Source organism: Ochrobactrum soli (assembly GCF_003664555.1).
GTDB classification, from domain to species: Bacteria; Pseudomonadota; Alphaproteobacteria; order Rhizobiales; family Rhizobiaceae; genus Brucella; species Brucella teleogrylli.
Genome location: NZ_RCHH01000011.1, coordinates 86575 through 112396 on the forward strand (window position 1 = coordinate 86575; position 25822 = coordinate 112396).

The window sequence follows — 25822 nt, forward strand, 5'->3', positions numbered from 1 at the left end:
CCGGATACTTTGCCTTCAGAACGGGGTGAGCATGGCGCGGATTTTCTTTATTGTTCTGATGCTGGCGGGATTGGCCACGGCCTTTCCGGTTCTCTTCGAGAAATTCCAGTCGGCAACGGTCGAGCAAGCCGCGACGGCAAAACCCTCCCCATCATCCCAACAGAACCCATCCGCCTATAGCGGACGCCGTGCGCAGATTGCGCCGGACAGTCGCGGGCATTTCATCACCGATATCCGCTTCAACGGCCAGAACCTGCGCGGGATGATCGATACAGGGGCAGGCTCGGTTGCGATCAATGCCAGCACCGCCCGACGCATTGGGCTTTCGCTGCGGCCCGACGATTTCCGCTATCGCGTTTCAACGGCCAATGGCGAAACATCGGCAGCGCGCGCTATGCTCAACAGCGTGGAAATCGGACGCATTCGCGTGGAAAATGTCGAAGCAATCGTGCTGCGCGACGAAGCGCTGTCCGGCATTCTGCTCGGCATGAGTTTTCTCAAGCGCCTGCGCCATTATGAAGTAGCAAATGGCGCGCTCATCCTCACGCAGTAACCTGTTTCTCTGATAGGATGCGCGCTTGAGATTCTTATCGAAACGGAACCGACCATGACTGCGGACCAACGCCTGACCGAGCTCGAAATTCGCGTCGCCGAACAGGAAAAGACCATCGACGAACTGTCGTCCGTGCTGGCCGAGCAGTGGAAGCTTATCGACCAGCTTTCCAAGAAGCTCAGCGCTCTGACCGACCGTTTTCTGGAACTGGAAGAACAGACCGCGCCTGACGTGCCGGTCACCAAACCTCCGCATTGGTAAGATCATGCTTCAGATAATCGACCTCGCCGACCGCCCCGACCTCATAGCTGCCTGCGCGACATGGAACTTTGGCGAATGGGGCGAATTCAACGGCGGAACGCTGGAACAGACCATCGCCGGCTTCCACGATCTCGTGCGAACCAACGATGGGCAGATCGCGCGCGCAGCGCTATCAGATGGAGAACTGGCCGGATTTGCGCTGCTGATCGATAATGATCTGGAGACGCATGCCCATTTGAAGCCATGGGTGGCGAGCGTTTTCGTTTCGCCCGCCTATCGCGGTCGGGGCATCGCCAAGAGCCTTGTCCGGGCCATCGAGAAGGCCGCGGCAGAGCTTGGTCACGGCGAGGCCTTTCTTTATACGAACAAGCCTGACCTCTACCGGCAGATCGGCTGGGAGGATTGCGAACAGCTCGACGGCGACTATGCCGACATGCTGATCCTGAACAAGAAAATCGCGCGATAGGATCGCGCGATTTTTTTTGAGACCGTTTTACTGTGCCAGCGGGATTGGGCAGCTCACGCCAGTGCCGCGCAGGCCACAATATCCGTTCGGATTCTTCGCCAGATATTGCTGGTGATAATCCTCGGCATAGTAGAATACCGGCGCATCTTCGATTTGCGTGGTGATCGGGCCCAAACCCCGCGCTGCCAGCGCCTTTGCATAAGCATCACGGCTTTTTTCAACCGCCATCCGATCCGCGTCATCGAAAGTGTAGATCACCGACCGATAGGTGGTGCCGATATCGTTGCCCTGTCGCATGCCCTGCGTCGGATCATGCTCTTCCCAGAATAGCGTCAGCAGCTCATCGAGGCTCACGACTTTGGGATCATAGACCACCAGCACCACTTCGGCATGGCCGGTCAATCCGGTGCAGGTTTCTTCATAGGTCGGGTTTGGCGTGATGCCGCCCGCATAGCCTGCCGCCGTCACATAGACGCCCGGCACCTGCCAAAACAGCCGTTCCGCGCCCCAGAAGCAGCCCATCCCGAACATGATCTGCTTGAGGCCGTCAGGCCATGGGCCTTTCAACGGATGGCCGGAGACGAAATGCGTCGCGGATGTAGGAATGGCTGTTGCGCGGCCCGGCAAAGCCTCATCCGTGGAGGGCATCTGTACTTTCTTGCGATAGCTGTCGAGGAAACTCATAGATTTCTACCTCCTATGGCCCTGTGGTGGGATTGACCGTCAGGCAGTGAAGCGCCCCAGGGGACGTCCGCGCCGATGACCGATCACATAGAACAACAAAGCGAGCACACCGAAGAAGAGCCATCCCGGCTGCCCGAGCAAAGGAACACAGACCGTGTTCCAGAATGTAGCTCCTATATAGTGCGTCACGAGCGTTTCTGCATCGGCCAACGTTTCCGGCGCGTTACGCGACCACATGGAAAGCAGCGGTTTGGCCACCAACTTCGACGCGCCGACCGAACGGGCGCCATCGAGAATGGCGAAGATCACCGCCAATGCCAGAAAAACAACCGCGAAACTACGCAACACAAACCGGATCACGATTCCCTGCCCCAGACATTCAGGCACATATTCAAGCGCGTCGGGCACATCCCGACGTCGTTGACCTGGCCTTTTCATACCGCCAAATCCTCACGGAAGGAAGGCTTCGCACCTCAATCCTTCGTGCTGTTAAATTATACACATAAATTTATCTTTTAAAAACAGTAAGATATCTGACCATGGAGGCTATTTACGCTGCCCCTGCCGATTTGGCGCAAAAACTTGCAAAGAGCTATTGAACATATGCGTATTCTGGCTATATTGCGCGCCGCTACCGCATGTTGGCGAATAACCAGCGCCAGACGAAATGCGGTATCTCGTTTGCAGTCAGATTTCGCCGTTAACGCGGTTTTCCCCGACAGCAAGGCAGACGGAGAGGTGGCCGAGTGGTTGAAGGCGCACGCCTGGAACGCGTGTATACGGGAAACCGTATCGAGGGTTCGAATCCCTCTCTCTCCGCCAGTATTATCCCCCCTTCTTCGCTATCACGTTCAGGTCGCCATCACCGAACCATGTATGGCGCTTGCCGCCCATTCGCGACGATGCGTAGGCGGCTTGTTTTCATGTGAAATTGGGATGCTTTTCAGCTGGAATGCTCGTGGCAAAAATGGCAGAGCGTGACATGAAACAACGTGATGGGGCTCAAACGGAGTCGGAAAACCGAATGCATCTTGTGAGACGAGCGATTTTGACAGGCCTCGCCTGCTTGTCCTTCGGCTTTTACAGTTCCGCGACGGAGAGCATTGCGCAAGCGGCGGACGGAGCTGTCGTAGCGCAAACCGAAAACGTCGACGAACGGCCAGCACCCGCAACGGACGGCTTCGGCCGGACGCAATTCATCCTGTCCGGCGACCCAATCGTACCGCCGCGCGCCTACAGCAAAGGAACCGACCTTCCTCGCGCTCAAGATTATGACGCGAATGAAAGCGGCACTATTTACGACATCCTGTTCATAGGGATCGAAAAAGACAAAATGCAGTTCGAAATTCGCGGCTATTCCGGCCACGACCTGCAGCACCCAGCGAGCGGGCAGACAATGGAATTCCCTGTCGCCCAGTCAAGTATTGAGATCCGTGATCTTACCATCAAGATCGAGGAAGTGACGCCGGGCAGCCTGACATACAAGGTACAGCCCCTGAAATAGCGCAGGCTTTCTCACTTGGGGAACCGAAATACGCGTTACATCCGCTGTCAGTCGCCCGTGCGGCTCCCGCTCGATAAGCTGGGAACCGCACGTGAGTTTGGCTTTACTGCGTCATGTTGCAGACCGGGCCAGGTCAGAACTTAATATTGAACGAGGCCTTGAACCCGTTTTGCCTGGCACCGCTGCCATACTGGCCGGTATAGCTGAGACCGAGCGTCGAGGCCCGCGTCACATCGAAATCAAGCCCTGCTTCCAGCAAAGCCGTATCCTTGGCAATCGGCGCACCTGCCACACTGAAGGCATCACCGCCCGCGAAGGCCTGCGTTGAGACCGGTATGATGTCGCCATAGGCATGGCGCCAGCCGAGCGAACCCTTCAGATTAACGGATGTTGATCCAAGCAACAGTGGAGCCTCCGCCCGCAGGCCGAGAGTCGTAAAGGTCGTGTTGGTCGTTTCGCTTTCGACATTCAATGCCGCAGCGCCACCCGTTTCTGTGAAAGCGTCCGTGCGCAATCTGATATGCGCGAGATTGGCGAACGGTTCGAAGGATGCGGCGGTCGTGTCGATCCGATATCCGACCTCGCCGAAAGCTTGGAGCGTGCGCGCATCATAATCGGCCTCCAGCGAGTTGGAGAGACCGGTAAATGCAACCGACCGCGATGCATCGAGGCTATGCCATGTCTGGATCAGCCCGGCGCGCAGTCCCAGCGGGCCCCACTGGTTGCCGCCATAGATGCCGAGATGCCAATTGTCACTCGTCGCAGCCGCATGTCGCTCCTTGAGATCGATATCCGCCCGGCTGTAACCGCCCGCGAAACCAAGGCGCCAGCCCTCTCCCAGCCCAACATCGAGACCGGAGATGAAGCCTCCTGTCGATGTAGAGACACCGGCAGCATTGGCATCTCCATCCTGCTCAACCCAGGAGCCGAAGCCTGTCGCCCAGAACCCATATTGCCCCAGGGATGCGCCATCGCTGACCGCATCAATTGCGGCAGACGCACGGGACGGTTCTTTTGTTTTCGCATAAGAAAGTGCCGGAACGTCCTTCGCTCCGACACTGGCAAATGCCGAGCGCAAGCGATTGTTTATCGCATCCGCCGCCAAATGCGATGTCTCGATCAAGCCTGTCTTAGTGGACGCATATCCATCACCGGACAGTTGGTCGAAAGCCTGCCTTGCCCCCGCAGCACCCAGAAAGGCGACAGAATTCGCAACCGGATTGCCCAGCCTCAGACTGTCGATTGCACCAGCGACAGCCCGCTGATTGTCTGTCTGCGCAACACTTGCAAGCGAAACTGCATTGCGCCCGATGGTCAGGAGAACATTATTCGCATCATAGCTGAGGCTTGGCGCGATGAAATCAGTCGATCCGGTCCAGGAAACGCTGCTGAATGTCGTGCCTGCAAGATTGCCTGCGGTCAGGATCGTGTAAGGCCGGTTCAGCTGATAGCCACCGAGCGTAGATACGGTCACCGCACCCGCCAGATTGGCGGTTCCGCCCACCTTGATCAGATCAGATCCGCCCTGCGCGTCGATTTCCGCCGCATAGACCGAAGACGATGCCAGCGTCAGGTCGCCATCGACCGACACGATGCCGACGGAATTGCCGGGCGTGATCGTGCCTGAGCTGGCCAGACCTCCGGCTATTTGCCAGTTGCCGCCAAGAGTGGATGTAGGATCGACACTGACATCGCCACTCACGGTAATCGGTATCGCAATCGTGCCGCCACGGGTTGCAGAGCCCTCCGCAAGCAGGACATTGCCGCCGATGAAATCGCCTTCATCCCCAAAATCGAAATTGCTCTGGACGCCGGAAAGGTTTCCTTCGATCACCGATTGCCCCGCGAAAACCAGACTGCTGCCGCGTTTCGCCTCGATATGCGTGATCCCCTGAATTTGGCCCTTCCAGTCTGCGCCATTCTGCAGAGTCAGAACGGTGTTTCCTGCCCCGGTTTTAGCCTGCGTGTCGATAATATCGCCCGTGCTGACGGAGCCTGCATCGAGTTCGATATCGACAATGCCGCCGGAACCCGCTCCATTGGAACGATCCACCTGCAACAAGACGCCATTATTCTCTGTCGCAACGGTTCCACTGCGGAGGCGAATTTGCGCTACATCGTCAGCGCTGGCCAGAACAACGCCAATTGTCGGTCCCTGCGCAGTTTTAAGAACCGTGCCTTCGGCGACGATCGTGCCCGAGCCTGAAATCGCCAGAGCGGACGCTGCCTCGCCCTGCGCGGTGACACTGCCGCCCGTGAGCGAAATCGAACCGCCCGCCTGCGCCAAGGCCCCGGCAGCACCAGCACCGGAAGTCACAATCTGCGTATTTGTGGCCGAAATCGAGCCGCCTACCGTTCCCTGATCATTATTGGCCAGAAGCCCATGGGCCTGATCGCCGGTCGTCTGGATGGTTGAAGCGGAAAGCCTGATCGTGGAAGCGGATTCGGCGAAGGCGCCAAAGCTCGATGCGCCAACGGTTTCGACGGCGATATTCTCGGCATCGATCAGCCCCTCATCGACGGTATGCAGGCCGACAGCGAAATTGCTGGCCTCGGTGCGGATGGTGCCGCCAGTCAGAGAGACCGTGCCGGACGTGGTTCCGTCATAAGCGTAACCCGGGTGGTTGGTGCCGAATGCGCCCGCCTGCACCGCATGGGCATTGTTGCCTAAGGTCGTGATATCAGCGCTTGACGTAATCGAGCCGCCATTGCTGGCAAGCAGACCGTAATTGCGCAGACCATGGGTCGTGATTGAACCGCCGTTGAGCGTCACGCTCGCATTGTTGTGCGACTGGACGCCTTCGGAAAAGCGGGCCGCGTTGTTGGTCACGATTGCCACATCATTGGCGATGACCGTCGCATTGTCGGCCTGGATGCCCCTTGCGTTGCTGCCCGAAGTGGTGATCGAACCACCGTTCAACGTGACGGCGCCACCCGACAGGGCTTCGACGCCGTGCGCGGTAGCGCCGCTTGTCGTAATATTGCTGTCTGTAAGCAGAACCTGGCCGCCGCCATCGACATAAGCGCCGGATGCATTGGCTCCAGCGGTCGTGATGGTGAGCGCATCGCCGGAAATCTGCCCGGCGACAGTGCCCATGTCATTATTTGCGATAAGGCCGAATGCCTTCTGGCCGGACGTGTTGATTGCCGAGTGCGATAGATTTATCGTCGACCAGCTTTCTGCGAACGCGCCAAAGCCGCTGGCGCCCGTCGTCGTGATCTGAACTGAGCCGTCAATCGTGCCGCCATCAATCGCATGCAATCCATAGGAACCGACGCCGTCAGTGGTGACAGCTACCCCGCCGAGCAGATGAATGAGCGAATGATCCATGCCATTCGCGTTGCTTCCCTTCGCACCGACCTGAATGCCATGTGCTTTCGATCCCGACGTGATGACGTTGATGTTCGACACGTTCAGCGTCGAAGCTGATCCGGCTGCGGTCGAGACAAGCACGCCCCATGCGCGCCCATTATTGGTCGTCGCCACTTCGTAGGTCGCGCCCGAGCCGTCCAGGTTGGCCGTACTGCCCCCGGCATAACGGTAGGCTGCGCCGTTTACCACAACGCTCGTCGCCGCAGCCACTGTGCTCGTCAGAATGAGAGCCACGGCTGTTGAGCCCAGCACCCGCACCAGATCTTTTGAAATGACCGACATCATTGCCCCTAAATGCGCCCCTACAGCCCCCCCGGCCCATGGCGAATAATCCAACAAATAAATTTAGCAATTCCGCAAATAAAATGCAGAATACTTACAGATCACACCGAATCCATATCTAATGTTGAAGATTCGTACAACGCAGAATACGCTTATATTTATAATAAATCGCAATTTTATGCTCATATATTTAATGAAATTGCACTCATATATTCAATATTACGATTATATAAATACTAAATTAGAAATTTATACATTTTATAATTATAATTTTCGGAAATTAACTGCGCTCCAAATAGCAAAAAACATACCTCCCCAAGCATGCGCAAAGGGAGGCCGACACATCCAGAAAATCGCAATGAAAAGAATGGCTCTTGCAGGCCGGGCAATAAGCAGCCGGTCGATGCGAGGGCTCAAAGCCTTGAGCGAAAAGCGAAGCAATAGAAGCATAACAGCCGGAGCCATAATGGCTCCGGCTGCGAAGGATCAGATCAGACCTTCTTCCTTCAGCGCCTTCTGCGCCGCTGGACGCGCCATGACGCGTTCACGCAGGGCGAGCGCCTTCGGATAGGCGCTGAGATCGACCTGCATCGCAAAGCCCCAGCCAAGGACGACCGACGCATAAACATCGGCTTGGGTCAGTTCTTCGCCCAACCAATAGCTGCGACCATCCACCAGCATGGCTTCAAACTGGCCCATGCGGCGCGTGATATTGGCAAGCACACCCGCCTTCGCTTCTTCCGTCAGGTTCGGTGCAAACAAGCCGCCGAAGGCAGAATGCAGATCGCCGCAGAAGCCGAGTGCTTCCTGCAAGCGTGCGCGTTCCATCGTACCATAGGCAGGCTTGAACGCTGCGACATCCGAATGATCGCCGATATATTGCAGGATAGCGGCGTTCTGGGTGATCACCACGCCCGGCTCGATCTCCAGCGCCGGAACCGCGCCACGCGGATTGACCACCAGAAAATCGGCGCCGCTGGCGGTGATCTTGGATTTCAGGTCCACGGCTTCAAACGTATAAGGCAGGCCGGTTTCGCTGAGAACGATATGCGGTGCGAGCGAACAGGCACCGGCTTTGTAATAGAGCTTCACTGAAAGATGTCTCCGAAGAATTGCAACGCGGGATGTCTATCAGTTCCCGCTACCCCTGCAATATTGTCGGGGGCAATTTTTCGTGTACTCAGCTGATGCCGGAAATTCTTTGCGCAGATATGTTTCGATCAGAAAAGTGACGCAATGCGCGCCGGCTTGGATGACGACATGCGGGGCACCACGACCAGCTTATTGAACTCGCCGCGCTTGAAGGCGCGCAGGAAGCGCGGATAATCCCGGAACACCACGCAGCCATTGGAATCGCCGTTGCGTCCCAGCATGAATGTATGCGCCAGAAGCCCGTCACGATTGTAGCGGTTGTTGCCGTCAGCGGGTGTCAGGCGGATCGCTTCAACGCCGTGGAAGAGCGCCTCGCGCATGCGCAGATTGTAGCTGTGCGGCGGCGTGGGGCCGCGGTTCTTCTGGTTCACATAGCTGGGGTTATCGCGCATGCGACCGATGCCGGAATGGGCTTCGAGCTTTTCCCCGCTCGGCAAATAGACGGTTGCAGCGGAAATGTCATAGATCGCCACGCGGCTGCGCGCAGCCTGATTGAGCAATGGGCTGAAAAGGCCCGGCTCAGGACTGTCCGTCAGGCCGCTTTCGGGCGCGTAGGCAAGCTGCGTCTTCGGACGCATGCGCGAGGCGCGCAGCGCAGGCTTGGCACCCGGCAAAGGCACATCATCCGGCACGAACATATCGCTATCGGTATCGTCGTCAGCCGCCATGTTCGTTTTCTGGTCAGGCGCGGATTGCGGCAACGGTATCGCCTTGCCGACCGGCAGATTGGACGTGGCACTACCCTCTGCATCAGCTTCTTCGGCCTGCGACAGAGGCAAAATACCGGACGGGTTCTGCGGTTGTATCTGGGCCAGCGCGACAAGAGCGGCAGGCGTTTGCGGCGCGCTTGCATAGCCAAGCGTGACAGCCGCTGCTGTCGCGGGTTTCGCCGCCGTGTCGCCCGTTTTATCCATGGCCGTGGCGGCTGAAGCAACTGCAACCGGCTCGGGCAGTTTGACCCGGTCGGCGCGCGGTTCGACCACCGATGCGACGTCTACGGATTTTGGTTCGATGACCGAATCCGGACCGATATCGGCAATGATCGGCTGATCGTCGGTCACTTTGTTGCGGTGCCAATCGAGATTGGAATAGGCGCCATCCGCCGTATAGGCCTTGATGAAGCTCTCGCGCATCTTGTGCGATGGCGTTCGGGTCTGATCGACAAGGGCGAGCGCCTGCGGCATGGCCCCGGGCGCGCGCCGCATGACTGGCGCGACAGGTGCAAATGCCGGGATGACCGTTTCAAGCGCGCCGAGCGTGGTCAGCATCCAACCACCGGCGAAAAGCCCTGTAACGGCAAAAGCCGTCAAGCGCGCAAAACCGCGCAAACTGAACGGAACGCTGATACGGCTGCTACGCGGAACCGCATAGCCATACACTTCTGTCACACACGCCATGATACTAACCCGACTGGAATTCGACTTCGCGGCCCCACTTTCGGGCCCTCGCCTCGCATGGCAGTTCGGCAAAAAAGCGAACAGGACATGGCAAAGCAGTGGCCGAAGCAAAGCAGTGACCGCAATGGTCGCTTCCAGCATGGCGAATTATGGTAACCAAAGTCTTTACGAACGGCGTCCGTCTGATAATTCCTCTCGCGGAGAGGAACGCCTCATCAACCCGTCAGGCGATAAGGGGGCGGCGTATCGTCCGAAATTTCGGGGAATTCCTTGCCCTCGGTCACCGTGCGATTGCGCCCGCGATGCTTGCCGCGCATCAAGGCAAGATCGGCCCGGGACACCGTTTGCCATAAGGTTTCGTTGCGACGCAGCATGGCGACACCGAAACTGCATGTCACATGACGACCACTGGGCAGCGCCGCAAAGTCATGACGGGCAACCCGGTTGCAAAGTCGCTTGGCGAAGCGTTCGCAATATTGGGCGCTGCCCGCGACCAGCAGAACGAATTCCTCGCCGCCGACACGACTGACAAGCGCGTCCTTTCCGACCAACGACTGCAGCAGATGTGCAAACTCGACCAGCACCCGGTCACCGGTCGCATGGCCCAACTGGTCGTTGATCGCCTTGAAATGATCGATATCGGCAATGATGACCGCATGGGTCGCGTCCAGCGGAGCCTGCGCCAGCGCGCGCTTTGCGCATTGTTCCATGCCACGCCGGTTGAGAAGGCCCGTCAACGGATCGGCATCGCGTTCATTGCGCAATTTGTCGATGATATCGAGCGCGGCCACCGTCAGAATGAACAGGCCGAGCAGCACGCCGCCCATCGACGCAGCCACCGTCACCCATGACCAATAAGGCAAGGACAGCAATTGCCTGGGACTCAACACATCATCGAGCATGATGATCGTGAAGACACTGCGCAGGAAGAAATGCGCCGCCAGCAGCACCAGCACCAGACGCAGCGCAGATTCCACCCACCGGTCGCCCGGCACACGCCGGGCATACACACACAAAAGAGCGGCCAGCGTTCCAAGGCCGATATTGGCAGCAACGACCAGATAGCTGTAGATCGCGCCATACCATGCAAGGAGGCCGACGACCGCCAGCGTCGAAATGGTGATCAGCGACGCGGTTCTCGGCGGAAAGCCGCGCCCCAGCCGCACCATTACCGCCTGACAGAACAGCCAGCCAGCCGCAAATTGCAGCAAGATTGCCAAAAGGAATGTATGGCGCAGATTGGGCAGAAACGGTGAAATCTGTACGAAATGCCCCAGCGAAAATGCTGCAAAGCTCAGGCCGAACAGCAGCATATGCGTCCGCCGCCTGTCGAGCACCCATAGACTCGACATCGCGACCGCAAACAGCATGATCAGCAAAGAGGGAACAATTTTCACGAGAAGCCGAACCAAAAATCGATTGAATTATAATTCAACAAGTAGTGGTGCCCATCTGGAAGTGCAATTGCACATATGAGTCAAATTAACTTTTGTAGCACAATTAATAGTTACAGAATAAAATATTCACTTATTTAAATAAAGGAAGCGCTAATATAAAATTGCAAACAATGACCTCCACGCAAACGCTGAATTCTATTCTTAAATAGGCGCATAATGTTTATCCCCAGTTATTGCTCGCGAAAGTCAAACAGCATGCGCTTGAAGCCATTTCCGGCCATTATTACCTGTTACTAATGCGAATGAAGGCTTGGTCTGGAAAAGGCTAAATGTCATCCTGTGCCCATGCTATTCGAGCGGGTCCGGCCTCAATCTGGCCGGTGACGCTCTGTTTGGAGAATTTCGATGCGCCACCAGTTCGACCTTTTTACTCCCGCTGCGAAGGCTGGGGAAGAACGGGCGGAGCTGCGTCCTGCCCGCGCGAAACCGAAGCGCGACATCGGCAAAGCACCTGCCTTGAACGAGGCGGAAATGGTGCGTCAGCTGAACGACAGCGGGCGTTATCGCATTTTGCAACGACTCGATCCTCTGCCTGTGGTGCCTGATGCCGACAGAATGGCCTTCCCTCGCCTTGGCGTTGTCGTGGATACGGAAACGACTGGACTGAATGCCGCGCAGGAAGAAATCATCGAAATCGGCGCCGTCGCCTTCTGCTACGCCGATGACGGCTCGATTGGCGATGTCTGCGCCACCTTCGGCGCTTTGCAGGAACCATCAAAGCCGATCCCGGCAGACATTACCCGTATCACCAACATCACCGATGAGATGGTGAAGGGGCAGACGATCCCGCTGGCGGAGCTGGAAGCATTGATCGCCGATGCCGATCTGATCATCGCGCATAATGCCGGTTTCGACCGTCCGTTTCTGGAGCGGTTCTCACCGGTCTTCGCCAACAAGCCGTGGGCCTGTTCTGTCAAGGAAATCGACTGGACCGCACGCGGTTTCGAAGGCACCAAGCTTGGCTATCTGATCGGCCAGAGCGGGTATTTCCATAACGGGCACCGCGCCGAGGATGATTGTCAGGCGCTGCTTGCGGTGCTGAAGGAACAGTCCGGCGATGTGACGCCCTTTGCCGAACTGCTGCAAGCCAGCCAGAAATCGCGCCTGCGCATCTATGCCGAGAACAGCCCCTTCGAAATGAAGGACAAGCTGAAGGAGCGTCGCTATCGCTGGTCGGACGGCAGCGACGGTCGTCCGAAATCATGGTGGACCGAAATCGGCGAAGACGAACTCGAAGCCGAACTCGACTATCTGCGCACCGAGATTTACGGCTGGCGCGACGCCGAGCCGCTCATCCAGAAGCTCACCGCCGTGGACCGCTACAAGGAACGCGCGCCGCTCAGGCCCAACAGATAAGAAGGGCCGCTCAGCGTCCCCTCTCATCCTGAGGAGGTGTCCTGAGCTTGTCGAAGGACACCGTCTCGAAGGGTGAGGATGAGACGGGACAAAATTTTGGCCTTGCAGCCCCCCTCGCCCTTCGAGACGGCGCTTCGCGCCTCCTCAGGGTGAGGGATGCGGGGTTGGCGATCATCTCGCCTCTATGGATCAGCCGAGAACCGGCCAAGGCTTCTGCGCAGGCCGCATCCCCTCATACGCTTTTGCCATCCGCAACACGCCCAGATCATCGAAACGCTGGCCGAAAATCTGCAGGCCGATCGGCAGGCCCGTCGATGTATAGCCGCAATTGATCGAGATCGCCGGTTGTTCCGACATGTTCATCGCGACTGTAAAGGCAATGTGTTCGAACGGACGCTGCGGATCGTTGATCGGCGATGCCCATTCCGCCGGATACGTCGGCATTGGAGCAGTCGGCGAGATGATGAAGTCGAAATCCTTGGACGCGGCGAGCGCCGCATGGCGCATTGCGTCGATCTGCGCGAAGCCGGAATAGACCTCCTCGCCGTTCAAGCCTTCGGCGGTCTCGGTCCACTGATAGATGTAAGGCAGGATTTTCGCGCGGTTTTCCGGCGTCATCTTCTTCACATCGGCCCAGGAGCGCGCGCGCCAGAAGCGGTCGAGACCGTCGATCATGGTGCGATTGAGGAACGGCGCAACCGGCTCGATGATCGCGCCCGCATCGGCGAAAGCTTTCGCGGCTGCTTCCACCGCGGCGCGGGTTTCATCGCCGGTCGGCTCGCCGAAACCGGCATCGAGCCAGAGACCGATTTTCAACCCCTTCACATCGAGGGCGAGGTCCATCCAGTCAATGTCCTGATAGGGCAGGCTCATGGCGTCGCGACGGTCCGGACGCGACAGCACTGACATGTAAAGCGCGCTGTCGGCAACCGTGCGCGTCATCGGACCGGCCACGCGACCGAGGAATGGCGGATCAATCGGAATACGCCCGAAGGACGGCTTCAATCCAACGAGACCGCACCAGCCAGCCGGCAGGCGGATAGAGCCGCCAATATCGGTGCCGATATGCAAGGGACCATAACCAGCGGCACCGGCACTGCCTGCACCGGCGCTTGAACCGCCCGGATTGGTGCCGAGGTCCCATGGATTGCGCGCAAGCTTGTGGAAGCTCGACAGCCCCGAAGACAACATGCCGAGATCGGGCATGGTCGTCTTGGCGAGCAGCACGCCGCCAGCCTCACGGGTACGGGCCGCAGGTGGGGCATCAGCGGCGGCAGGCTTCAGCGGCAGCGCCGCGCAGCCAAGCGGAACCGCCGTTCCCTCGGTCGCAATGTTTTCCTTGATCGTCAGCGGCACACCATCAATGGGGCCTGCTGGTTCACCCTTCGCCCAGCGCGCTTCGGAAGCCCTGGCCGCCGCCCGCGCAGCATCCGGGTCATAGGCCCAAAGCGCGTTCAGCTTCGGCTCATAGGCTTCGATGCGGGTGATGACGGCTTCCGTGACTTCGACCGGCGAAAGCGACTTCGCCTGATAGGCGGACACGAGTTCAACGGCTGACAAATCGGCAAGATTCGACATTGGATATTTCCTCAAATCACTCAGGCAATTTCAGTGTGGAATCGGATCGCCGCACGCGCTTGCGGCGACCGGAAAAAGGTTTTGGCACGGCATCGACCAGCGCCCGCGTGTAGTCATGTTGCGGATTGTCGAACACCGCATTGGTCGGTCCCTGCTCGACGATATTGCCACGATAGATCACGGCAACACGGTCGGTAATTGCGCGCACCACACCGAGATCATGGCTGATGAAGAGATAGGAAAGGCCGAACTTTTCCTGCAAATCCATCATCAGATTCAACACCTGCGCCTGAATGGAAACGTCGAGCGCGGAGACCGGCTCGTCGGCCACGATCAGCGCCGGTCTGGTGATCAAAGCGCGGGCAATGGCTATGCGCTGGCGCTGCCCGCCGGAAAACTCATGCGGATATTTTTCCGCCGATGCTTTGGGCAGGCCGACCGCTTCCAGCACTTCCGCCACACGGTCGTCGCGATCTTTGGCGCTCGTGCCGCTTTCAAGCGACACAATCGGCTCGGAAATAATCCGCTTCACCGTATGGCGCGGATCGAGCGAGCCATAGGGGTCCTGAAAAATCGCCTGAAAGCCTTTGCGTGCCTCGCGCAGACCAGCGCGGTCGAGAGCGTAAATATCCTGCCCGTTGACGAGAATCTGACCCGACTGCGGACGTTCCAGCCCCATCACGGCGCGGGCCAGCGTGGATTTGCCGGAACCGCTTTCGCCAACGATGCCAAGGCTTTGTCCTGCTTCGATCTCGACATTGACGCCATGCAGAACACGCAAGGAGCCCGGCCTCGAAAAGAAAGACGCGCGCGGAAGCTGATATTCGCGCACCACATCGCGCACCTGCAAAATCATCTGGCTCATGAAACCACCTCGCCTTCACGCGAGTGCAGGCAGGCGGCACGATGCACGATGCCGTCATTCTCGGCGATGAAATCGAGACCCGGTATTGCCTTTCGGCAATCATCCTGCACAAAGGCGCAACGATCGGCGAAGGTGCAATGAGGCGGACGCGTCAGCGGATCGGGCACCACGCCGGGAATGGCGGCAAGGCGCAGGCGTTTGCCCGTCGCGTGACTGCGCACAAGGGCGGCGCCATGCGGCGAGGCTGCAAACAGCCCGCGTGCATAGGGATGCGCCATGCGTTGAAACACGGCTTGCGTGCGTCCGGTCTCGACGATGCGGCCCGCATACATGACGGCTATCCGGTCGGTCATTTCCGAAACCACACCGAGATCGTGGGTAATCAGCATCAGCGCCGTGCCGGTTTCGTCGATCAGTTCGTCCATCAGATCAAGAATCTGCGCCTGCACCGTCACGTCGAGTGCAGTGGTCGGCTCATCGGCGATCAGCAGGTCCGGCTCGCAGGCAATCGCCATGGCGATCATCACACGCTGGCGCTGCCCGCCCGAAAGCTGGTGTGGATAAAGATCGAGATTGAAGCGCGGCGCAGGCAGGCCAACGCGGTCGAGCAGTTCGCGCGCTTTACGCTCGGCATCCGCACGGCTTTCGCCCAAATGCAGACGGCGGCCTTCGGCAATCTGCGCGCCGATGGATTTGACCGGATTGAGCGCCGTCATCGGCTCCTGAAAGATCATCGCCATGCGCCGTCCGCGCATTTTGCACAGTTCCGCTTCCGGCGTGGCGGCAAGGTCCTGACCGTCGAAGCGCAACGTGCCGCGCACACGCATCCGTTCCGGCAGCAGGCCCATGGCGGCAAGCGCGGTGATCGACTTGCCGCTACCGGATTCACCAACGACACCGAGGCGTTCGCCACGGTTCAGCGTCAGCGTGATGCCGGAGACAATATCTGCGGAACGAGTGCCGAAGGGCAGCTCGACGGACATATTGTCCATTTCAAGAAGGGGTGCTGTCATCTCTGCCTCCGCACGCGCGGGTCGAGCACATCGCGCAATCCGTCACCCAGCATGTTGAGGCCCAGCACGGCAAACGTGATGGCGAGGCCGGGGAAAATGGCGAGCCAAGGCGCGTCGTAAATAAAGGTCTGTGCGTCGTTGAGCATCTTGCCCCAGCTTGGCATCGGCGGCTGGGTGCCAAGACCGACATAGGAAAGGCCCGCCTCGGCAACGATGGCGAGCGCGAACTGGATCGTCGCCTGTACGATCAGCACATGATTGATATTGGGCAGCACATGCAAAAGCGTGATCGATACATCGCCACGCCCTGCGCAACGGGCCGCCTGCACATATTCGCGTTTCCACAGCCCCAGCGACGCGCCGCGCGTGACACGGGCAAACACCGGAATGTTGAAAATGCCGATGGCGATCATCGCATTCACCGCACCGGGACCGAAGACCGCCGTGATGATGACGGCAGTAAGCAGCGCGGGAAAGGCGAAAGCCAGATCGGTCATGCGCATGACGAAACCGTCCACCATGCCGCCGCGTGCCGCCGCGAAAGCGCCCAGCGGAATGCCGATCCCGGCACCGACAAGCACGGCAATGATCGACACGGCGATGGAATTGCGCGCGCCGACCATGATCATGGAAAACACGTCGCGACCGAAATTATCCGTGCCGAACAGATGATTGAGGCTCGGCCCCTGCAACTTGTCGCGAAAATTCATCGCCGTCGGCGAATAGGGCGTCCAGAAAAAGGAGATGAGCGCCATCGCAACGAGGATAACCGTAATCAGCGTCCCGATGGTCAGGCTGCGGCTCAAAAGCACCGTTCGGAAAATGCCGGGCTTCGGCAGAATTTGCGTGTCGCTCATCGGCTGCCTCCCGTCGAAAGGCGCGGATCGATGAAGCCATAGACAAGATCGACGATGAAATTGACCGCGATCACGGAAGCGGCAAGCAGCGTCACCAGCGACTGCACGGTGACGAGATCGCGCTGCGCGATGGCCTGAAACACCAGCCTTCCAAGGCCGGGCAAATTGAAGACGTTTTCGATGATGATGGTTCCCGCCAGCAGAAAGGAAAATTGCAGGCCGATGATGGTGACGACCGGGATCAGCGCATTGGGCACCGCATGACGCCAGAGCGCGGACTTGCGCGTCAGGCCCTTGGCACGCGCGGTGCGCACGAAATCCTCACCCAGCGTTTCGATGACGGCGGATCGGGTGACACGCGCCAGAATGGCGGCAAGCGGCAGCGCCAGCGCCAGTGCTGGCAGAAACAGCGAGCGGATGCCGTTCCAGAAACCGCCTTCCCAACCCGCGAAACCCGAAGCCGGAAACCAGCCGAGCTGCAAGGCAAACAGCAGGATCAGGAGCAGGCCGAGCCAGAAATTCGGGATGGCGACGCCAACCTGCGCCACCCCCATGGAGACGACGTCGCCGGTTTTGCCGCGCTTCGATGCCGCATAGACACCAACCGGAATGGCGACCGCGACCGACAGAACCATCGACAAAAAAGCCAGCGGCAGCGTGACCATGATGCGTGGGCCGAGCAATTCGCTGATCGGCACGGAATAGGTATAGCTCGTGCCGAAATCGCCTTTGAGAAAGCCGCCGATCCATGTGAGATAGCGCCACCAGAGCGGCTGATCCAGACCGAGCTGGGCATGCAGCGCGGCCAGCGTTTCAGGCTGCGCATTGATGCCAAGGATCACCGCTGCCGGGTCGCCCGGCAGCACCTGCATCAACAGAAAGACGATGACGGAAGCCGCAAGCGTCGTCAGCAAGAGCGAAACCAACCGCCCGGATATATAAGCCAGCAAAACGACCTCCTTGAAAAGACGGATATCCGCTTTCCACATTCCAACTCACCATACGCCCTCCCCTTATATTTATGGGGTGCACGGCCATTCGTTATGTCTTCCGCCCCTTTGCCAAAGCGCCAGGGCGGAGGTTCTTATTCGGCCCAGTAAGCCTGGGTCAGATCATCAGCCGGGATCGGCATGTTCTTCCAAAGACCTTTTACGTTCTTGTTCCAGACGCCGATTTTCGGCAGCGCATAGAGGAAGACATTCGGCTCGTCGGCGGCCAGCTTTTCCTGCAACTTCTTGACGAGTTCCAGCTGTTCCTCGTCGCTGCCAGCCTCGGCATAAGACTTGTAGAGCGCCTTATAATCCGGGTTATTGTAGTTGAAGTAGTACTTGTCGCGGGCATAGATATCGAGATCGCGCGCTTCGGTATGGGCGATGATCGTCGCGTCGAAATCCGACCGCTTGAACACCTGATCCAGCCACTGCGCAAACTCGATCGGCACGAGATTGACCTGAATGCCGACCTCGGCCAGCATCGCCGCAATGATCTCGCCGCCACGACGCGCATAGGCCGGTGGTGGCAGCGTGATGGTAATCGACGTGCCCTCTGGTACGCCAGCTTCTTCCAGCAGTTGCTTCGCCTTGGCCGGATCATAAGGATAGGTCTGCGAGAGATCGACATAGCCCGGATCGACCGGCGAATAATGCGAACCGATCGGCGTGCCGAAACCGGAATAGGTGCCTTCGATCAGCGCCTTGCTGTCGATGGCATAGGCCAGCGCCTGACGCACCTTCACATTGTCGAACGGCGCCTTGGCATTATTCAACGACAGGATGACCTTGCCCGCCGTATCGCCCACTTCAACCTGCAACTTGTCGTCGCTCTTGAAGCGGCTGATCAGCTCCGGCGCCTGGAACATCGGGAATACGTCGATGTCACCGGCAAGAATGGCTGCTGCCGCTGCCGACGGATCGCTCACAAAGCGGAACGTGACGGCGGAAAGCTTTGCAGGCTCACCCCAGTAATCCGCATTGCGTTCCAACTCGACGCGGTCGCCCTGCACCCAGCGCTTGAACTTGAACGGACCCGTGCCGACCGGCTTGGTCTTGTTGTCGCCAGCCGAATTCGGCGCGACCATCACCGCGTCGCCCCAGCCCATATTGAACAGGAAGTTCGACGTTGGGCGCTTCAACGTGACAACAGCGGTCGCAGGATCAGGACATTGCGTGCTTTCAATCGGCGCAAACAGGCCCTTCTGCGCATTGGTGGAATCCGGAGCGACGGCGCGCTCATAGGAGAATTTTACCACCGAGCAGTCGAACGGCGTGCCGTCATGGAACTTCACGCCCTGACGCAGCTTGAACGTATAGGTTTTCTTGTCGTCGGAGACGGTCCAGCTTTCAGCCAGAAGCGGCTTCACCGTGCCATCCTCGACAATGCGCACCAGACCCTCATAAAGGTTGGCATAGGTAACCTGCCGGATACCGGCGGCGGCATTGGCGGTCGGGTCCAGACCCGGCGGCTCCAGCACTTCGCCGACCACCAGCGTATCTTTTGCAAACGCACCGTTGATCGATGCCAGCATCGCAGCCGTTATAAGCCCGGCTTTAAACAGTTTACCCATGGTTCCCCTACAACCTTTCTGGATTTAAATCGAGCGCCCGCCATCCACGTCGAGCGCAACCCCGGTAATCATAGAGGCAGCGGGCGAGCAAAGGAAAGCCGCCGCTTCAGCCAGATCGTCGGGTTTCAACAGGCGGCCCATCGGGATGGAATCGCGGAATTTCTTGCGGATTTCTTCCGTGTCCTCACCCATGAACGTGGTGAGCAGCGGCGTTTCACCGGCAACCGGGTTCAGCGCCACGACGCGGATTTTCGACGGTGCGAGTTCAATGGCGAGCGCCTTCGTGACCGAAACGACCCAGCCCTTGGTGGCATTGTACCAGGCAAGATTCGGGCGCGGGCGACCAGCACCCGTCGAAGCGACGTTCAAAATGACGCCTTCGCCATTGCCCTTGAAATGCGGGATGAGCTTGCGCGTCATCAGATAGACGCCGCGCACATTGACGCCGAGAATGCGGTCGAACTCGTCCGGCTCTACCAGTTCGGCATTTTGCGGCTTGTGGCCAATACCGGCATTATTGATGAGAATATCGACCTTGCCGAATTTCGAAAACGCGGCTTCCACCGCTGCATCAACATCGGCTTCCTTGGAAATATCGGCAGCCACGGCCAGCGCCGCATCGCCGATTTCGCCTGCGACGCGCTCAGCGCCTGCCTTGTCGCGGTCGACGATGACGACCTTTGCGCCGCCTGAAGCAAAGCGCTTCGCCATGCCTTCGCCAAACCCCGAACCTGCTCCTGTAATGAGCGCGACCTTACCTTCAAGCGACACTATGCTTCTCCTTAACCGTGATACACGGAAATCGTCTTCAGCGAGGCAAACCCGTAGAGCGCCTCAAAACCTTTTTCGCGGCCATGGCCGGATTTCTTCACGCCGCCGAACGGCAGTTCGATACCGCCGCCAGCGCCGTAATTGTTAATGAACACCTGCCCCGAATGGATCGCATGGGCGAGGCGGAACTGGCGTCCGCCATCCTTGGTCCAGATGCCGCAAACGAGACCGTAGGACGTGCCATTGGCAATGGCGATGGCTTCCTCTTCGGTATCGAACGGCAGGATAACCTGCACCGGACCAAAGATTTCCTCCTGCGCCAGTCGATGATCGGCAGGCACGTCGCGGATCAGCGTCGGCAACACATAGGCCCCGCCTTCCGGCGCGTCTTCGGTCAGCACGCCTTGCGCGGCAATGGACAGTCCGCTTTCCTTGGCGAGATCCAGATAGCTTTCGACAATCGCCTTCTGGCGCTGCGACACCACCGGACCGACGGACGGATCAGCACTTGCAGGGCCAACCTTCAATGCGCGGTAGCGTTCGCTCATGCGCGCGACAACATCTTCGTAAATGCTGCGTTCGACCAGAATGCGCGACGAAGCCGAGCAGGTCTGACCGGCATTTTGAATGCCGGCATTGACCAGAAACGGCAAAGCGCGGTCGAGATCGGCATCAGCGAAAACGATCTGCGGCGATTTTCCGCCAAGTTCCAGCGTCACCGGCACAGTGTTCTTCGCTGCTGCGGCCTGTACCGCTTCACCGGTGCGCACCGATCCCGTGAACGAGATGTGGTTGACATCGGGATGTTCGGAGAGTGCTGCACCCGCTTCCGCGCCAAGCCCGGTCACCACATTGAGCGCGCCCTTCGGCAGACCGGCCTTTTCGGCAATGCGCGCAAATTCGAGAATGGTCAGGCAGGCTTCTTCGGCAGGCTTGACCACGGCGGCATTGCCCATGGCCAATGCTGCGCCAAGGCTGCGCCCCAGAATCTGCATCGGATAGTTCCACGGAATAATATGGCCCGTGACGCCGTGCGGCTCATAGATCGACAGAACCGTGAAGCCGTTCTGATAGGGCAGCGTATCGCCATGCACCTTGTCAGCGGATGCACCGTAGAATTCGAGATAACGCGCCAGCGCCACCACGTCGGCGCGGGCTTGGCCGACCGGCTTGCCAACATCCTTCGATTCCAGATCCGTCAGGAGGTCGATATTCTTCAGCACTTCTTCCGAAATGCGATGCAGTACACGACCGCGCTCGGTCGCGGTCAGCTTGCCCCAGTCGCCGGAAAGCGCCTTGCGGGCTGCTGCTACAGCCTGATCGATATCGGCCTTGGCGCCGCGCGCAATCAGCGCCAGATCGCTGCCATCGGAAGGGTTCTTGACCGTGATATGCTCGCCGCCAGCCGCATCCTGCCACTGACCCGCGATAAAATTGCCGTAACGGAGCAAGCCCGCTCCTCCCGTCTGGTTCTCATGCTTCATCTTCATTCTCCCGAAGAGGCTGTTCCGCCTCCAATCTTGCAGTGGTGGCGCGGATATGCGCCCGCGCCAGCCGCTCAGCCTGCTCGCCATCGCGCGCGGCAATGGCCTCAACAATCGCGCCATGTTCGCGGATTGCATCGCGTGCACGATCTACCGATAGCGAAAAGGATGGCGCGAAAACCTGCGATGTCATGCGCAACAACGGCACGAAGGCGATCAGCGAGGCATTACCTGCCGTGTTCATCACCGCCATATGAAAATCGACATTGGACTGGGTATAGGCTTTGGCATCCCACGGATCGACCACCGCCGACTGACCCGCGACATGGGTGCGCAGCCTGGCGATATCCGCATCGCTCGCCCGTTCAGCGGCAAAACGCGCAGCCACACCGTCGAGTACTTCGCGCACGGCATAAGCATCAATCAGGCGGGTGAGATCGGCGGAGGCGACACGCACCCCCCTGCCCGGCAGATGGATGACCAGCCCGTCGCGCTCCAGAACACGCAAGGCTTCCCGCAAGGGCGTGCGGCTGATGCCGAATTCGGTGGCTATATGCTCCTGCCGGAGGATCGCGCCCGGCGCATAAACGCCCGCATAGATTCGCTCCCGAAGCGCCTCTGCCACTTCGTCCAGCAAACGGGTCTGACTACGCCATTCATAAGCCGCCAATCGAAAAGCCTCCCAACTTTTCGCAAACTATATCCTGGATACAAAATCGGTCAATCCGAATTTCAACGACTTTTCTGAAAAGATTGCAGGCTGTTGACGACTGAAAATTTCTGGAAGGTATGCTGACCGGATAAATTGCGTCGGGTTGGCACGCCCGGTCGTTTTCTTCAAACGGTCATCATCAGTTTTCGACGGTTTCGGCCAGTATCCCTGCCAGTTGCCGGATTTGTTCGGGGCCGTGATCCATGTGCCGGATGACGATTTCCATCGGTTCGACCGCAGGCAGGCCCGCAAGCTCCGGCACGGCGCGGTGGGCGGGCAGCATAACGCGCATCGGCAACAGGCTGACGCCAAGCCCCTCCGCCACAGCACTTTGAATGCTCACCAGACTGGAGCTGGTGAACACCACATGCCATGGCCTGCCGATCCGGTCGAGCGCCTCCATCATGTCGCTGCGATAAAGCCCGTTCGGCGGAAAGGCGACTAGCGGCAGCGGCTCAAGCCGCGACATTGAAGACACCGGAAAGTCCGCACTCTCCAGCCAGGTCAAAGGTTCGGGCCAGCGCATTTTGCCTGCCGTCTCGCCGCGCTTCTGCTTGACCATGACGAGATCGAAATCACCCGTTTCAAAACCTTTCTGCAAGTCGCGGCTGAGACCGCTCGTCACTTCCAGCTTGATGTTCGGATGTTCGCGCATGAACGCCGCCAGGGCAGGCGTGACCAGTCGCGATGCGAAATCTTCCGGCAGTCCCAGACGAAACACCGTCGCAAGCGCGCTGCCGGTCATGGCGGCAGCGGCTTCATCATGCAGGTGCAGCATGCGCCGCGCATAACCGAGCAACTTTTCCCCGGCATCGGTGGGTCGCACATCGCGACGTGCGCGCTCCAGCAGCGCCTGCCCCGCCGCCTCTTCCAGCCGCAATATCTTCTGGCTGATGGTCGATTGCGTCGAATGCAATTGCTGCGCCGCAACCGTGAAGCTGCGGCTATCGACGACAACCACAAAGGCCCGCATCAGATCGAGATTGAAGTTAATATTCATAAATCCACTGGATATCAGTTCAACATTTAATTTTCAAATATAACCACCACGCTGTATGAAAACCGTCAACCAAGGGAGCCGTAAATGCGCCGAACATTATTCAGCTTGAGTGCCTTGGCATTGATTGCAGGAGCCATTGTCATGAGCGAACCCACCTTGCCCGGCCATCAGGCCATCGCACAAACCGAAACCGGTCTTATCGAAGCAGCCAGAGCCGGCAACCTCGCCGCCGTAAAGGCCGCCATCAAGGCTGGAGCCGATCTTGAAGTGCGCGGCAAGAATGGCGAAACGGCCCTCCTCGCCGCCACCCATGCCAATCACATCGATGTCGCACGCGCTTTGATCGAGGCGGGCGCGAATGTGAATGCCAAGGACGCAATCAATGACAGCCCCTATCTATATGCGGGTGCGCGCGGCCATCTGGAAATCCTGAAACTGACACTGGCGCACGGTGCCGACCTGACAAGCACCAACCGCTATGGCGGAACGGCGCTCATCCCAGCAGCCGAACGTGGCCATGTCGAGACGGTTCGCACGCTGATTGCGGCGGGCGTGAAAGTCGATCACGTCAACAATCTCCATTGGACCGCCTTGCTGGAGGCTATCATTCTGGCCGATGGCGGCGAGCGCCATGTCGAAATCGTCAAGCAGTTGATCGATGCCGGTGCCGATGTAAACATCGCCGACAAGGACGGCGTGACGCCATTGCAGCATGCGCGCCAGCGCGGCTATGCACCGATGGTCGCCCTTCTCGAAAAGGCAGGTGCGAAATGAACACCGACCGGATCTTTCTCGATCAGGCCATAGCGCTGGCATTCGACAATGTCGATCAGGGCGGACGCCCGTTCGGCGCCGTGGTGGTCAAGGACGGCGACGTCATTGCCACCGGCGTCAACCGCATGCAGGCCGATTGCGACCCAACGGCCCATGCCGAATTGCTGGCGCTGCGCGCGGCGGGCAAGGCCCTGCAATCGCCACGTCTCGACGGCTGCGCCGTCTATGCCAGTGGCCAGCCCTGCCCCATGTGCTATGCCGCCATGCGCATGGCAGGCGTGGACAAGATCCTGTTCGCCAATTCCAACGAACAGGCCGAATCCTATGGCCTTTCCACCGCCAAAATCGCTGCTGAACTGGCCAAGCCCGTCAGCGCGCAGACCGGTATCCGCTTTGAACATTGCCCGTCGGAAGAAGGCGAACGCCTGCTGCGCGCATGGCAGGACCGGACAGACACCCAGTAAAGTCTCATCATGCAGAACAACCCTGCCAGCACCGGCGGTAATCGGACCGCACCCATTGCCCTTGTCGCGCTCGTCGCGCTGATCGGTTTCAACCTGCGACCTTTCCTGACGGGCCCCGGGCCGGTTCTGTCGGATATCGCCGCCGATACAGGCATGGGGTTTGGTGCGCTTTCACTCCTGACTTTTCTGCCGATGCTGCTGATGGGGCTTGGCGCATTTGTCACGCCGCGCATCCAGTCGCTTTTCGGTAAGCGCCGAAGCATGTTCGCAGCACTCGCAATCCTCGCAGCCGGATCGGCGCTGCGCGGCATCGTGCCGGACGGCCTGTCGCTGATATTCACAGCCATTCTCTGCGGCGCTGGCGTTGCCATGATACAGGCGCTGATGCCCGGTCTCATCAAGGCCAGATTTCCATCGTCCATCGCCACGATCACCGGGCTTTACTCTGCAACCATCATGGGCGGGGGTGCACTGGGTGCGCGATTGGCGCCATGGTTTGCCGGTGCCGCCCACAATTGGCGCTATGCGCTCTCTTTGTTGGCGATACCTGCCGTGCTCGCCTTGATCGCTGCCGTGCCGATCCTGAAAGAGGCCCCAAGCACAACGAAAGCAGCAGGCCAGAAGTCGGGCATTACAGCTACGCTTTTACGGCGTCCGCGCACATGGGCGCTGATGGCCGCATTCGGCCTCGTCAATGCCGGTTATTCCTCAATGGTCGCATGGCTTGCACCTTATTATCAGACACTCGGGCTTGAAGCCTCGGCGACGGGCAGCCTTGTCGCGACCATGGCGATTGCGCAGGCTCTGAGCGCCCTCGCCCTGCCCATGCTTGCACGACGCAGCACCGACCGCCGCCCATGGCTGCTTTTCAGCCTTTTGATGCAGGTTGTGGGATTTGCCGGGCTTGCCTTTGCGCCGGACATCTCGCCGGTCTTGTGGTCGGCGATCTGTGGTGCCGGCCTCGGCGGCAGCTTCGCGCTTGCGATGATCACCTCGCTGGACCATTTGCCGAAACCGGAGGAAGCAGGCGCTCTGGCCGCCATGATGCAAGGCGGCGGTTTTCTGATTGCAGCACTTGGACCCGTCGCAACCGCGCTTCTTCATAGTATCACCGGCGGCTTTGCTTCCGGCTGGATCCTGCACCTTGTTCTGGTCGCGGCGATCTGCCCGCTCTATCTGAGCTTCAATCCCCGCCATTATGCGCGGGTGATGAACCTGCCGGTTTCGCCAGCGAATGGCACACAATAGCGTTACCC

Annotated in this window: 24 protein-coding genes and 1 tRNA gene; 9 read left to right on the forward strand and 16 right to left on the reverse strand. The window is 59.0% G+C overall.

The genetic code is table 11. The annotated features are described in order from the left end of the window. Nucleotides 1-31: 31 nt before the first annotated feature. From D8666_RS17510 to D8666_RS17520, 3 genes are read left to right on the forward strand one after another with little or no spacing between them, the layout of a single operon-like run. Nucleotides 32-553, forward strand: coding sequence for a retropepsin-like aspartic protease family protein (locus D8666_RS17510; RefSeq protein WP_109369678.1), 522 nt, complete (start codon nucleotides 32-34; stop codon nucleotides 551-553). A 54-nt stretch (nucleotides 554-607) separates the two neighbouring features. Then, the gene (locus tag D8666_RS17515; protein ID WP_109369679.1) at nucleotides 608-814 is read left to right on the forward strand and encodes a SlyX family protein; all 207 of its coding nucleotides are present in this window, start codon (nucleotides 608-610) and stop codon (nucleotides 812-814) included. Between the two features lie 4 nt (nucleotides 815-818). Continuing rightward, nucleotides 819-1280, forward strand: a complete 462-nt coding sequence (locus D8666_RS17520) for a GNAT family N-acetyltransferase (RefSeq protein ID WP_109369680.1) — start codon at nucleotides 819-821, stop codon at nucleotides 1278-1280. 27 nt (nucleotides 1281-1307) lie between these two features. On the opposite strand, the gene msrA is transcribed toward D8666_RS17520, so the two are convergent. Further along, entirely contained in the window at nucleotides 1308-1964 is a 657-nt protein-coding gene (gene msrA / locus D8666_RS17525) for a peptide-methionine (S)-S-oxide reductase MsrA (protein ID WP_109369681.1), read from the reverse strand. A 39-nt stretch (nucleotides 1965-2003) separates the two neighbouring features. Further along, nucleotides 2004-2324: a hypothetical protein gene (locus tag D8666_RS17530; RefSeq protein ID WP_109370300.1), complete on the reverse strand. Its 321-nt coding sequence runs from the start codon at nucleotides 2322-2324 to the stop codon at nucleotides 2004-2006. 372 nt (nucleotides 2325-2696) lie between these two features. Between D8666_RS17530 and D8666_RS17535 the strand changes: the two genes are divergently transcribed. Both D8666_RS17535 and D8666_RS17540 read left to right on the forward strand, forming a co-directional pair. Beyond that, a tRNA-Ser gene (locus D8666_RS17535) sits at nucleotides 2697-2786 on the forward strand. A gap of 145 nt (nucleotides 2787-2931) precedes the next feature. After that, on the forward strand, nucleotides 2932-3468 hold the full coding sequence (locus D8666_RS17540; protein WP_235859000.1) for a hypothetical protein: 537 nt from the start codon (nucleotides 2932-2934) through the stop codon (nucleotides 3466-3468). A 133-nt stretch (nucleotides 3469-3601) separates the two neighbouring features. On the opposite strand, the gene D8666_RS17545 is transcribed toward D8666_RS17540, so the two are convergent. From D8666_RS17545 to D8666_RS17560, 4 genes are all read right to left on the reverse strand, one after another. Continuing rightward, nucleotides 3602-7123, reverse strand: coding sequence for an autotransporter domain-containing protein (locus D8666_RS17545; RefSeq protein ID WP_167836108.1), 3522 nt, complete (start codon nucleotides 7121-7123; stop codon nucleotides 3602-3604). A 486-nt stretch (nucleotides 7124-7609) separates the two neighbouring features. Further along, nucleotides 7610-8215 carry a glutathione transferase gene (gst, locus tag D8666_RS17550; RefSeq protein ID WP_109369684.1) on the reverse strand — a complete coding sequence of 202 codons (606 nt, stop codon included), beginning with the start codon at nucleotides 8213-8215 and terminating at the stop codon, nucleotides 7610-7612. Nucleotides 8216-8343: 128 nt separating this feature from the next. Continuing rightward, nucleotides 8344-9672 (reverse strand): DUF2778 domain-containing protein, encoded by a 1329-nt coding sequence (locus tag D8666_RS17555; RefSeq protein ID WP_235858995.1) that lies wholly within the window; start codon nucleotides 9670-9672, stop codon nucleotides 8344-8346. A gap of 215 nt (nucleotides 9673-9887) precedes the next feature. Then, nucleotides 9888-11024: a GGDEF domain-containing protein gene (locus D8666_RS17560; protein ID WP_235858996.1), complete on the reverse strand. Its 1137-nt coding sequence runs from the start codon at nucleotides 11022-11024 to the stop codon at nucleotides 9888-9890. A 450-nt stretch (nucleotides 11025-11474) separates the two neighbouring features. Between D8666_RS17560 and D8666_RS17565 the strand changes: the two genes are divergently transcribed. Beyond that, nucleotides 11475-12485, forward strand: a complete 1011-nt coding sequence (locus D8666_RS17565) for a 3'-5' exonuclease (protein WP_109369686.1) — start codon at nucleotides 11475-11477, stop codon at nucleotides 12483-12485. Nucleotides 12486-12674: 189 nt separating this feature from the next. On the opposite strand, the gene D8666_RS17570 is transcribed toward D8666_RS17565, so the two are convergent. From D8666_RS17570 to D8666_RS17615, 10 genes are all read right to left on the reverse strand, one after another. After that, nucleotides 12675-14063, reverse strand: coding sequence for an amidase (locus D8666_RS17570; RefSeq protein ID WP_109369687.1), 1389 nt, complete (start codon nucleotides 14061-14063; stop codon nucleotides 12675-12677). Between the two features lie 16 nt (nucleotides 14064-14079). Then, complete coding sequence (locus tag D8666_RS17575; RefSeq protein WP_109369688.1) at nucleotides 14080-14928, reverse strand: ATP-binding cassette domain-containing protein; 849 nt, start codon at nucleotides 14926-14928, stop codon at nucleotides 14080-14082. After that, nucleotides 14925-15941 carry an ABC transporter ATP-binding protein gene (locus tag D8666_RS17580; RefSeq protein WP_109369689.1) on the reverse strand — a complete coding sequence of 339 codons (1017 nt, stop codon included), beginning with the start codon at nucleotides 15939-15941 and terminating at the stop codon, nucleotides 14925-14927. The genes D8666_RS17575 and D8666_RS17580 overlap by 4 nt, the downstream gene beginning before the upstream one ends. Continuing rightward, nucleotides 15938-16798 carry an ABC transporter permease gene (locus D8666_RS17585; RefSeq protein WP_109369690.1) on the reverse strand — a complete coding sequence of 287 codons (861 nt, stop codon included), beginning with the start codon at nucleotides 16796-16798 and terminating at the stop codon, nucleotides 15938-15940. The genes D8666_RS17580 and D8666_RS17585 overlap by 4 nt, the downstream gene beginning before the upstream one ends. Then, the gene (locus D8666_RS17590; RefSeq protein WP_109370302.1) at nucleotides 16795-17748 is read right to left on the reverse strand and encodes an ABC transporter permease; all 954 of its coding nucleotides are present in this window, start codon (nucleotides 17746-17748) and stop codon (nucleotides 16795-16797) included. Before D8666_RS17590 ends, D8666_RS17585 begins: the two co-directional genes overlap by 4 nt. A 134-nt stretch (nucleotides 17749-17882) precedes the next feature. Beyond that, nucleotides 17883-19361: an ABC transporter substrate-binding protein gene (locus tag D8666_RS17595; RefSeq protein ID WP_109369691.1), complete on the reverse strand. Its 1479-nt coding sequence runs from the start codon at nucleotides 19359-19361 to the stop codon at nucleotides 17883-17885. Nucleotides 19362-19385: 24 nt separating this feature from the next. Next, entirely contained in the window at nucleotides 19386-20132 is a 747-nt protein-coding gene (locus D8666_RS17600; protein ID WP_121538871.1) for an SDR family oxidoreductase, read from the reverse strand. 11 nt (nucleotides 20133-20143) lie between these two features. Next, nucleotides 20144-21616 (reverse strand): aldehyde dehydrogenase family protein, encoded by a 1473-nt coding sequence (locus D8666_RS17605; protein WP_121538872.1) that lies wholly within the window; start codon nucleotides 21614-21616, stop codon nucleotides 20144-20146. Further along, on the reverse strand, nucleotides 21606-22286 hold the full coding sequence (locus tag D8666_RS17610) for a GntR family transcriptional regulator (protein WP_105542576.1): 681 nt from the start codon (nucleotides 22284-22286) through the stop codon (nucleotides 21606-21608). Before D8666_RS17610 ends, D8666_RS17605 begins: the two co-directional genes overlap by 11 nt. 181 nt (nucleotides 22287-22467) lie before the next feature. Further along, nucleotides 22468-23328 carry a LysR family transcriptional regulator gene (locus D8666_RS17615; RefSeq protein ID WP_121538873.1) on the reverse strand — a complete coding sequence of 287 codons (861 nt, stop codon included), beginning with the start codon at nucleotides 23326-23328 and terminating at the stop codon, nucleotides 22468-22470. Nucleotides 23329-23469: 141 nt separating this feature from the next. Here D8666_RS17615 and D8666_RS17620 point away from each other — a divergent pair, with 141 nt between their 5' ends. From D8666_RS17620 to D8666_RS17630, 3 genes are read left to right on the forward strand one after another with little or no spacing between them, the layout of a single operon-like run. Continuing rightward, nucleotides 23470-24102 carry an ankyrin repeat domain-containing protein gene (locus tag D8666_RS17620; RefSeq protein WP_235858997.1) on the forward strand — a complete coding sequence of 211 codons (633 nt, stop codon included), beginning with the start codon at nucleotides 23470-23472 and terminating at the stop codon, nucleotides 24100-24102. Further along, nucleotides 24099-24566 (forward strand): nucleoside deaminase, encoded by a 468-nt coding sequence (locus D8666_RS17625; RefSeq protein WP_121538875.1) that lies wholly within the window; start codon nucleotides 24099-24101, stop codon nucleotides 24564-24566. Before D8666_RS17620 ends, D8666_RS17625 begins: the two co-directional genes overlap by 4 nt. A 9-nt stretch (nucleotides 24567-24575) precedes the next feature. Continuing rightward, the gene (locus tag D8666_RS17630; protein WP_121538876.1) at nucleotides 24576-25814 is read left to right on the forward strand and encodes a cyanate transporter; all 1239 of its coding nucleotides are present in this window, start codon (nucleotides 24576-24578) and stop codon (nucleotides 25812-25814) included. Nucleotides 25815-25822: the final 8 nt, after the last annotated feature.

Excerpts from the sequence above, each read along its gene's own strand:
- D8666_RS17520 (WP_109369680.1), top strand. The coding sequence starts at position 819 with ATGCTTCAGATAATCGACCTCGCCGACCGCCCCGACCTCATAGCTGCC.
- D8666_RS17630 (WP_121538876.1), top strand. The coding sequence starts at position 24,576 with ATGCAGAACAACCCTGCCAGCACCGGCGGTAATCGGACCGCACCCATT.
- D8666_RS17595 (WP_109369691.1), bottom strand. The coding sequence starts at position 19,361 with ATGGGTAAACTGTTTAAAGCCGGGCTTATAACGGCTGCGATGCTGGCA.
- D8666_RS17560 (WP_235858996.1), bottom strand. The coding sequence starts at position 11,024 with ATGTCGAGTCTATGGGTGCTCGACAGGCGGCGGACGCATATGCTGCTG.
- msrA (WP_109369681.1), bottom strand. The coding sequence starts at position 1,964 with ATGAGTTTCCTCGACAGCTATCGCAAGAAAGTACAGATGCCCTCCACG.
- D8666_RS17580 (WP_109369689.1), bottom strand. The coding sequence starts at position 15,941 with ATGACAGCACCCCTTCTTGAAATGGACAATATGTCCGTCGAGCTGCCC.
- D8666_RS17515 (WP_109369679.1), top strand. The coding sequence starts at position 608 with ATGACTGCGGACCAACGCCTGACCGAGCTCGAAATTCGCGTCGCCGAA.
- D8666_RS17565 (WP_109369686.1), top strand. The coding sequence starts at position 11,475 with ATGCGCCACCAGTTCGACCTTTTTACTCCCGCTGCGAAGGCTGGGGAA.
- D8666_RS17620 (WP_235858997.1), top strand. The coding sequence starts at position 23,470 with ATGAGCGAACCCACCTTGCCCGGCCATCAGGCCATCGCACAAACCGAA.
- D8666_RS17625 (WP_121538875.1), top strand. The coding sequence starts at position 24,099 with ATGAACACCGACCGGATCTTTCTCGATCAGGCCATAGCGCTGGCATTC.
- D8666_RS17540 (WP_235859000.1), top strand. The coding sequence starts at position 2,932 with ATGGCAGAGCGTGACATGAAACAACGTGATGGGGCTCAAACGGAGTCG.
- D8666_RS17615 (WP_121538873.1), bottom strand. The coding sequence starts at position 23,328 with ATGAATATTAACTTCAATCTCGATCTGATGCGGGCCTTTGTGGTTGTC.
- D8666_RS17510 (WP_109369678.1), top strand. The coding sequence starts at position 32 with ATGGCGCGGATTTTCTTTATTGTTCTGATGCTGGCGGGATTGGCCACG.
- D8666_RS17575 (WP_109369688.1), bottom strand. The coding sequence starts at position 14,928 with ATGAGCCAGATGATTTTGCAGGTGCGCGATGTGGTGCGCGAATATCAG.
- D8666_RS17605 (WP_121538872.1), bottom strand. The coding sequence starts at position 21,616 with ATGAAGCATGAGAACCAGACGGGAGGAGCGGGCTTGCTCCGTTACGGC.
- D8666_RS17570 (WP_109369687.1), bottom strand. The coding sequence starts at position 14,063 with ATGTCGAATCTTGCCGATTTGTCAGCCGTTGAACTCGTGTCCGCCTAT.
- D8666_RS17585 (WP_109369690.1), bottom strand. The coding sequence starts at position 16,798 with ATGAGCGACACGCAAATTCTGCCGAAGCCCGGCATTTTCCGAACGGTG.
- D8666_RS17545 (WP_167836108.1), bottom strand. The coding sequence starts at position 7,123 with ATGTCGGTCATTTCAAAAGATCTGGTGCGGGTGCTGGGCTCAACAGCC.
- D8666_RS17555 (WP_235858995.1), bottom strand. The coding sequence starts at position 9,672 with ATGGCGTGTGTGACAGAAGTGTATGGCTATGCGGTTCCGCGTAGCAGC.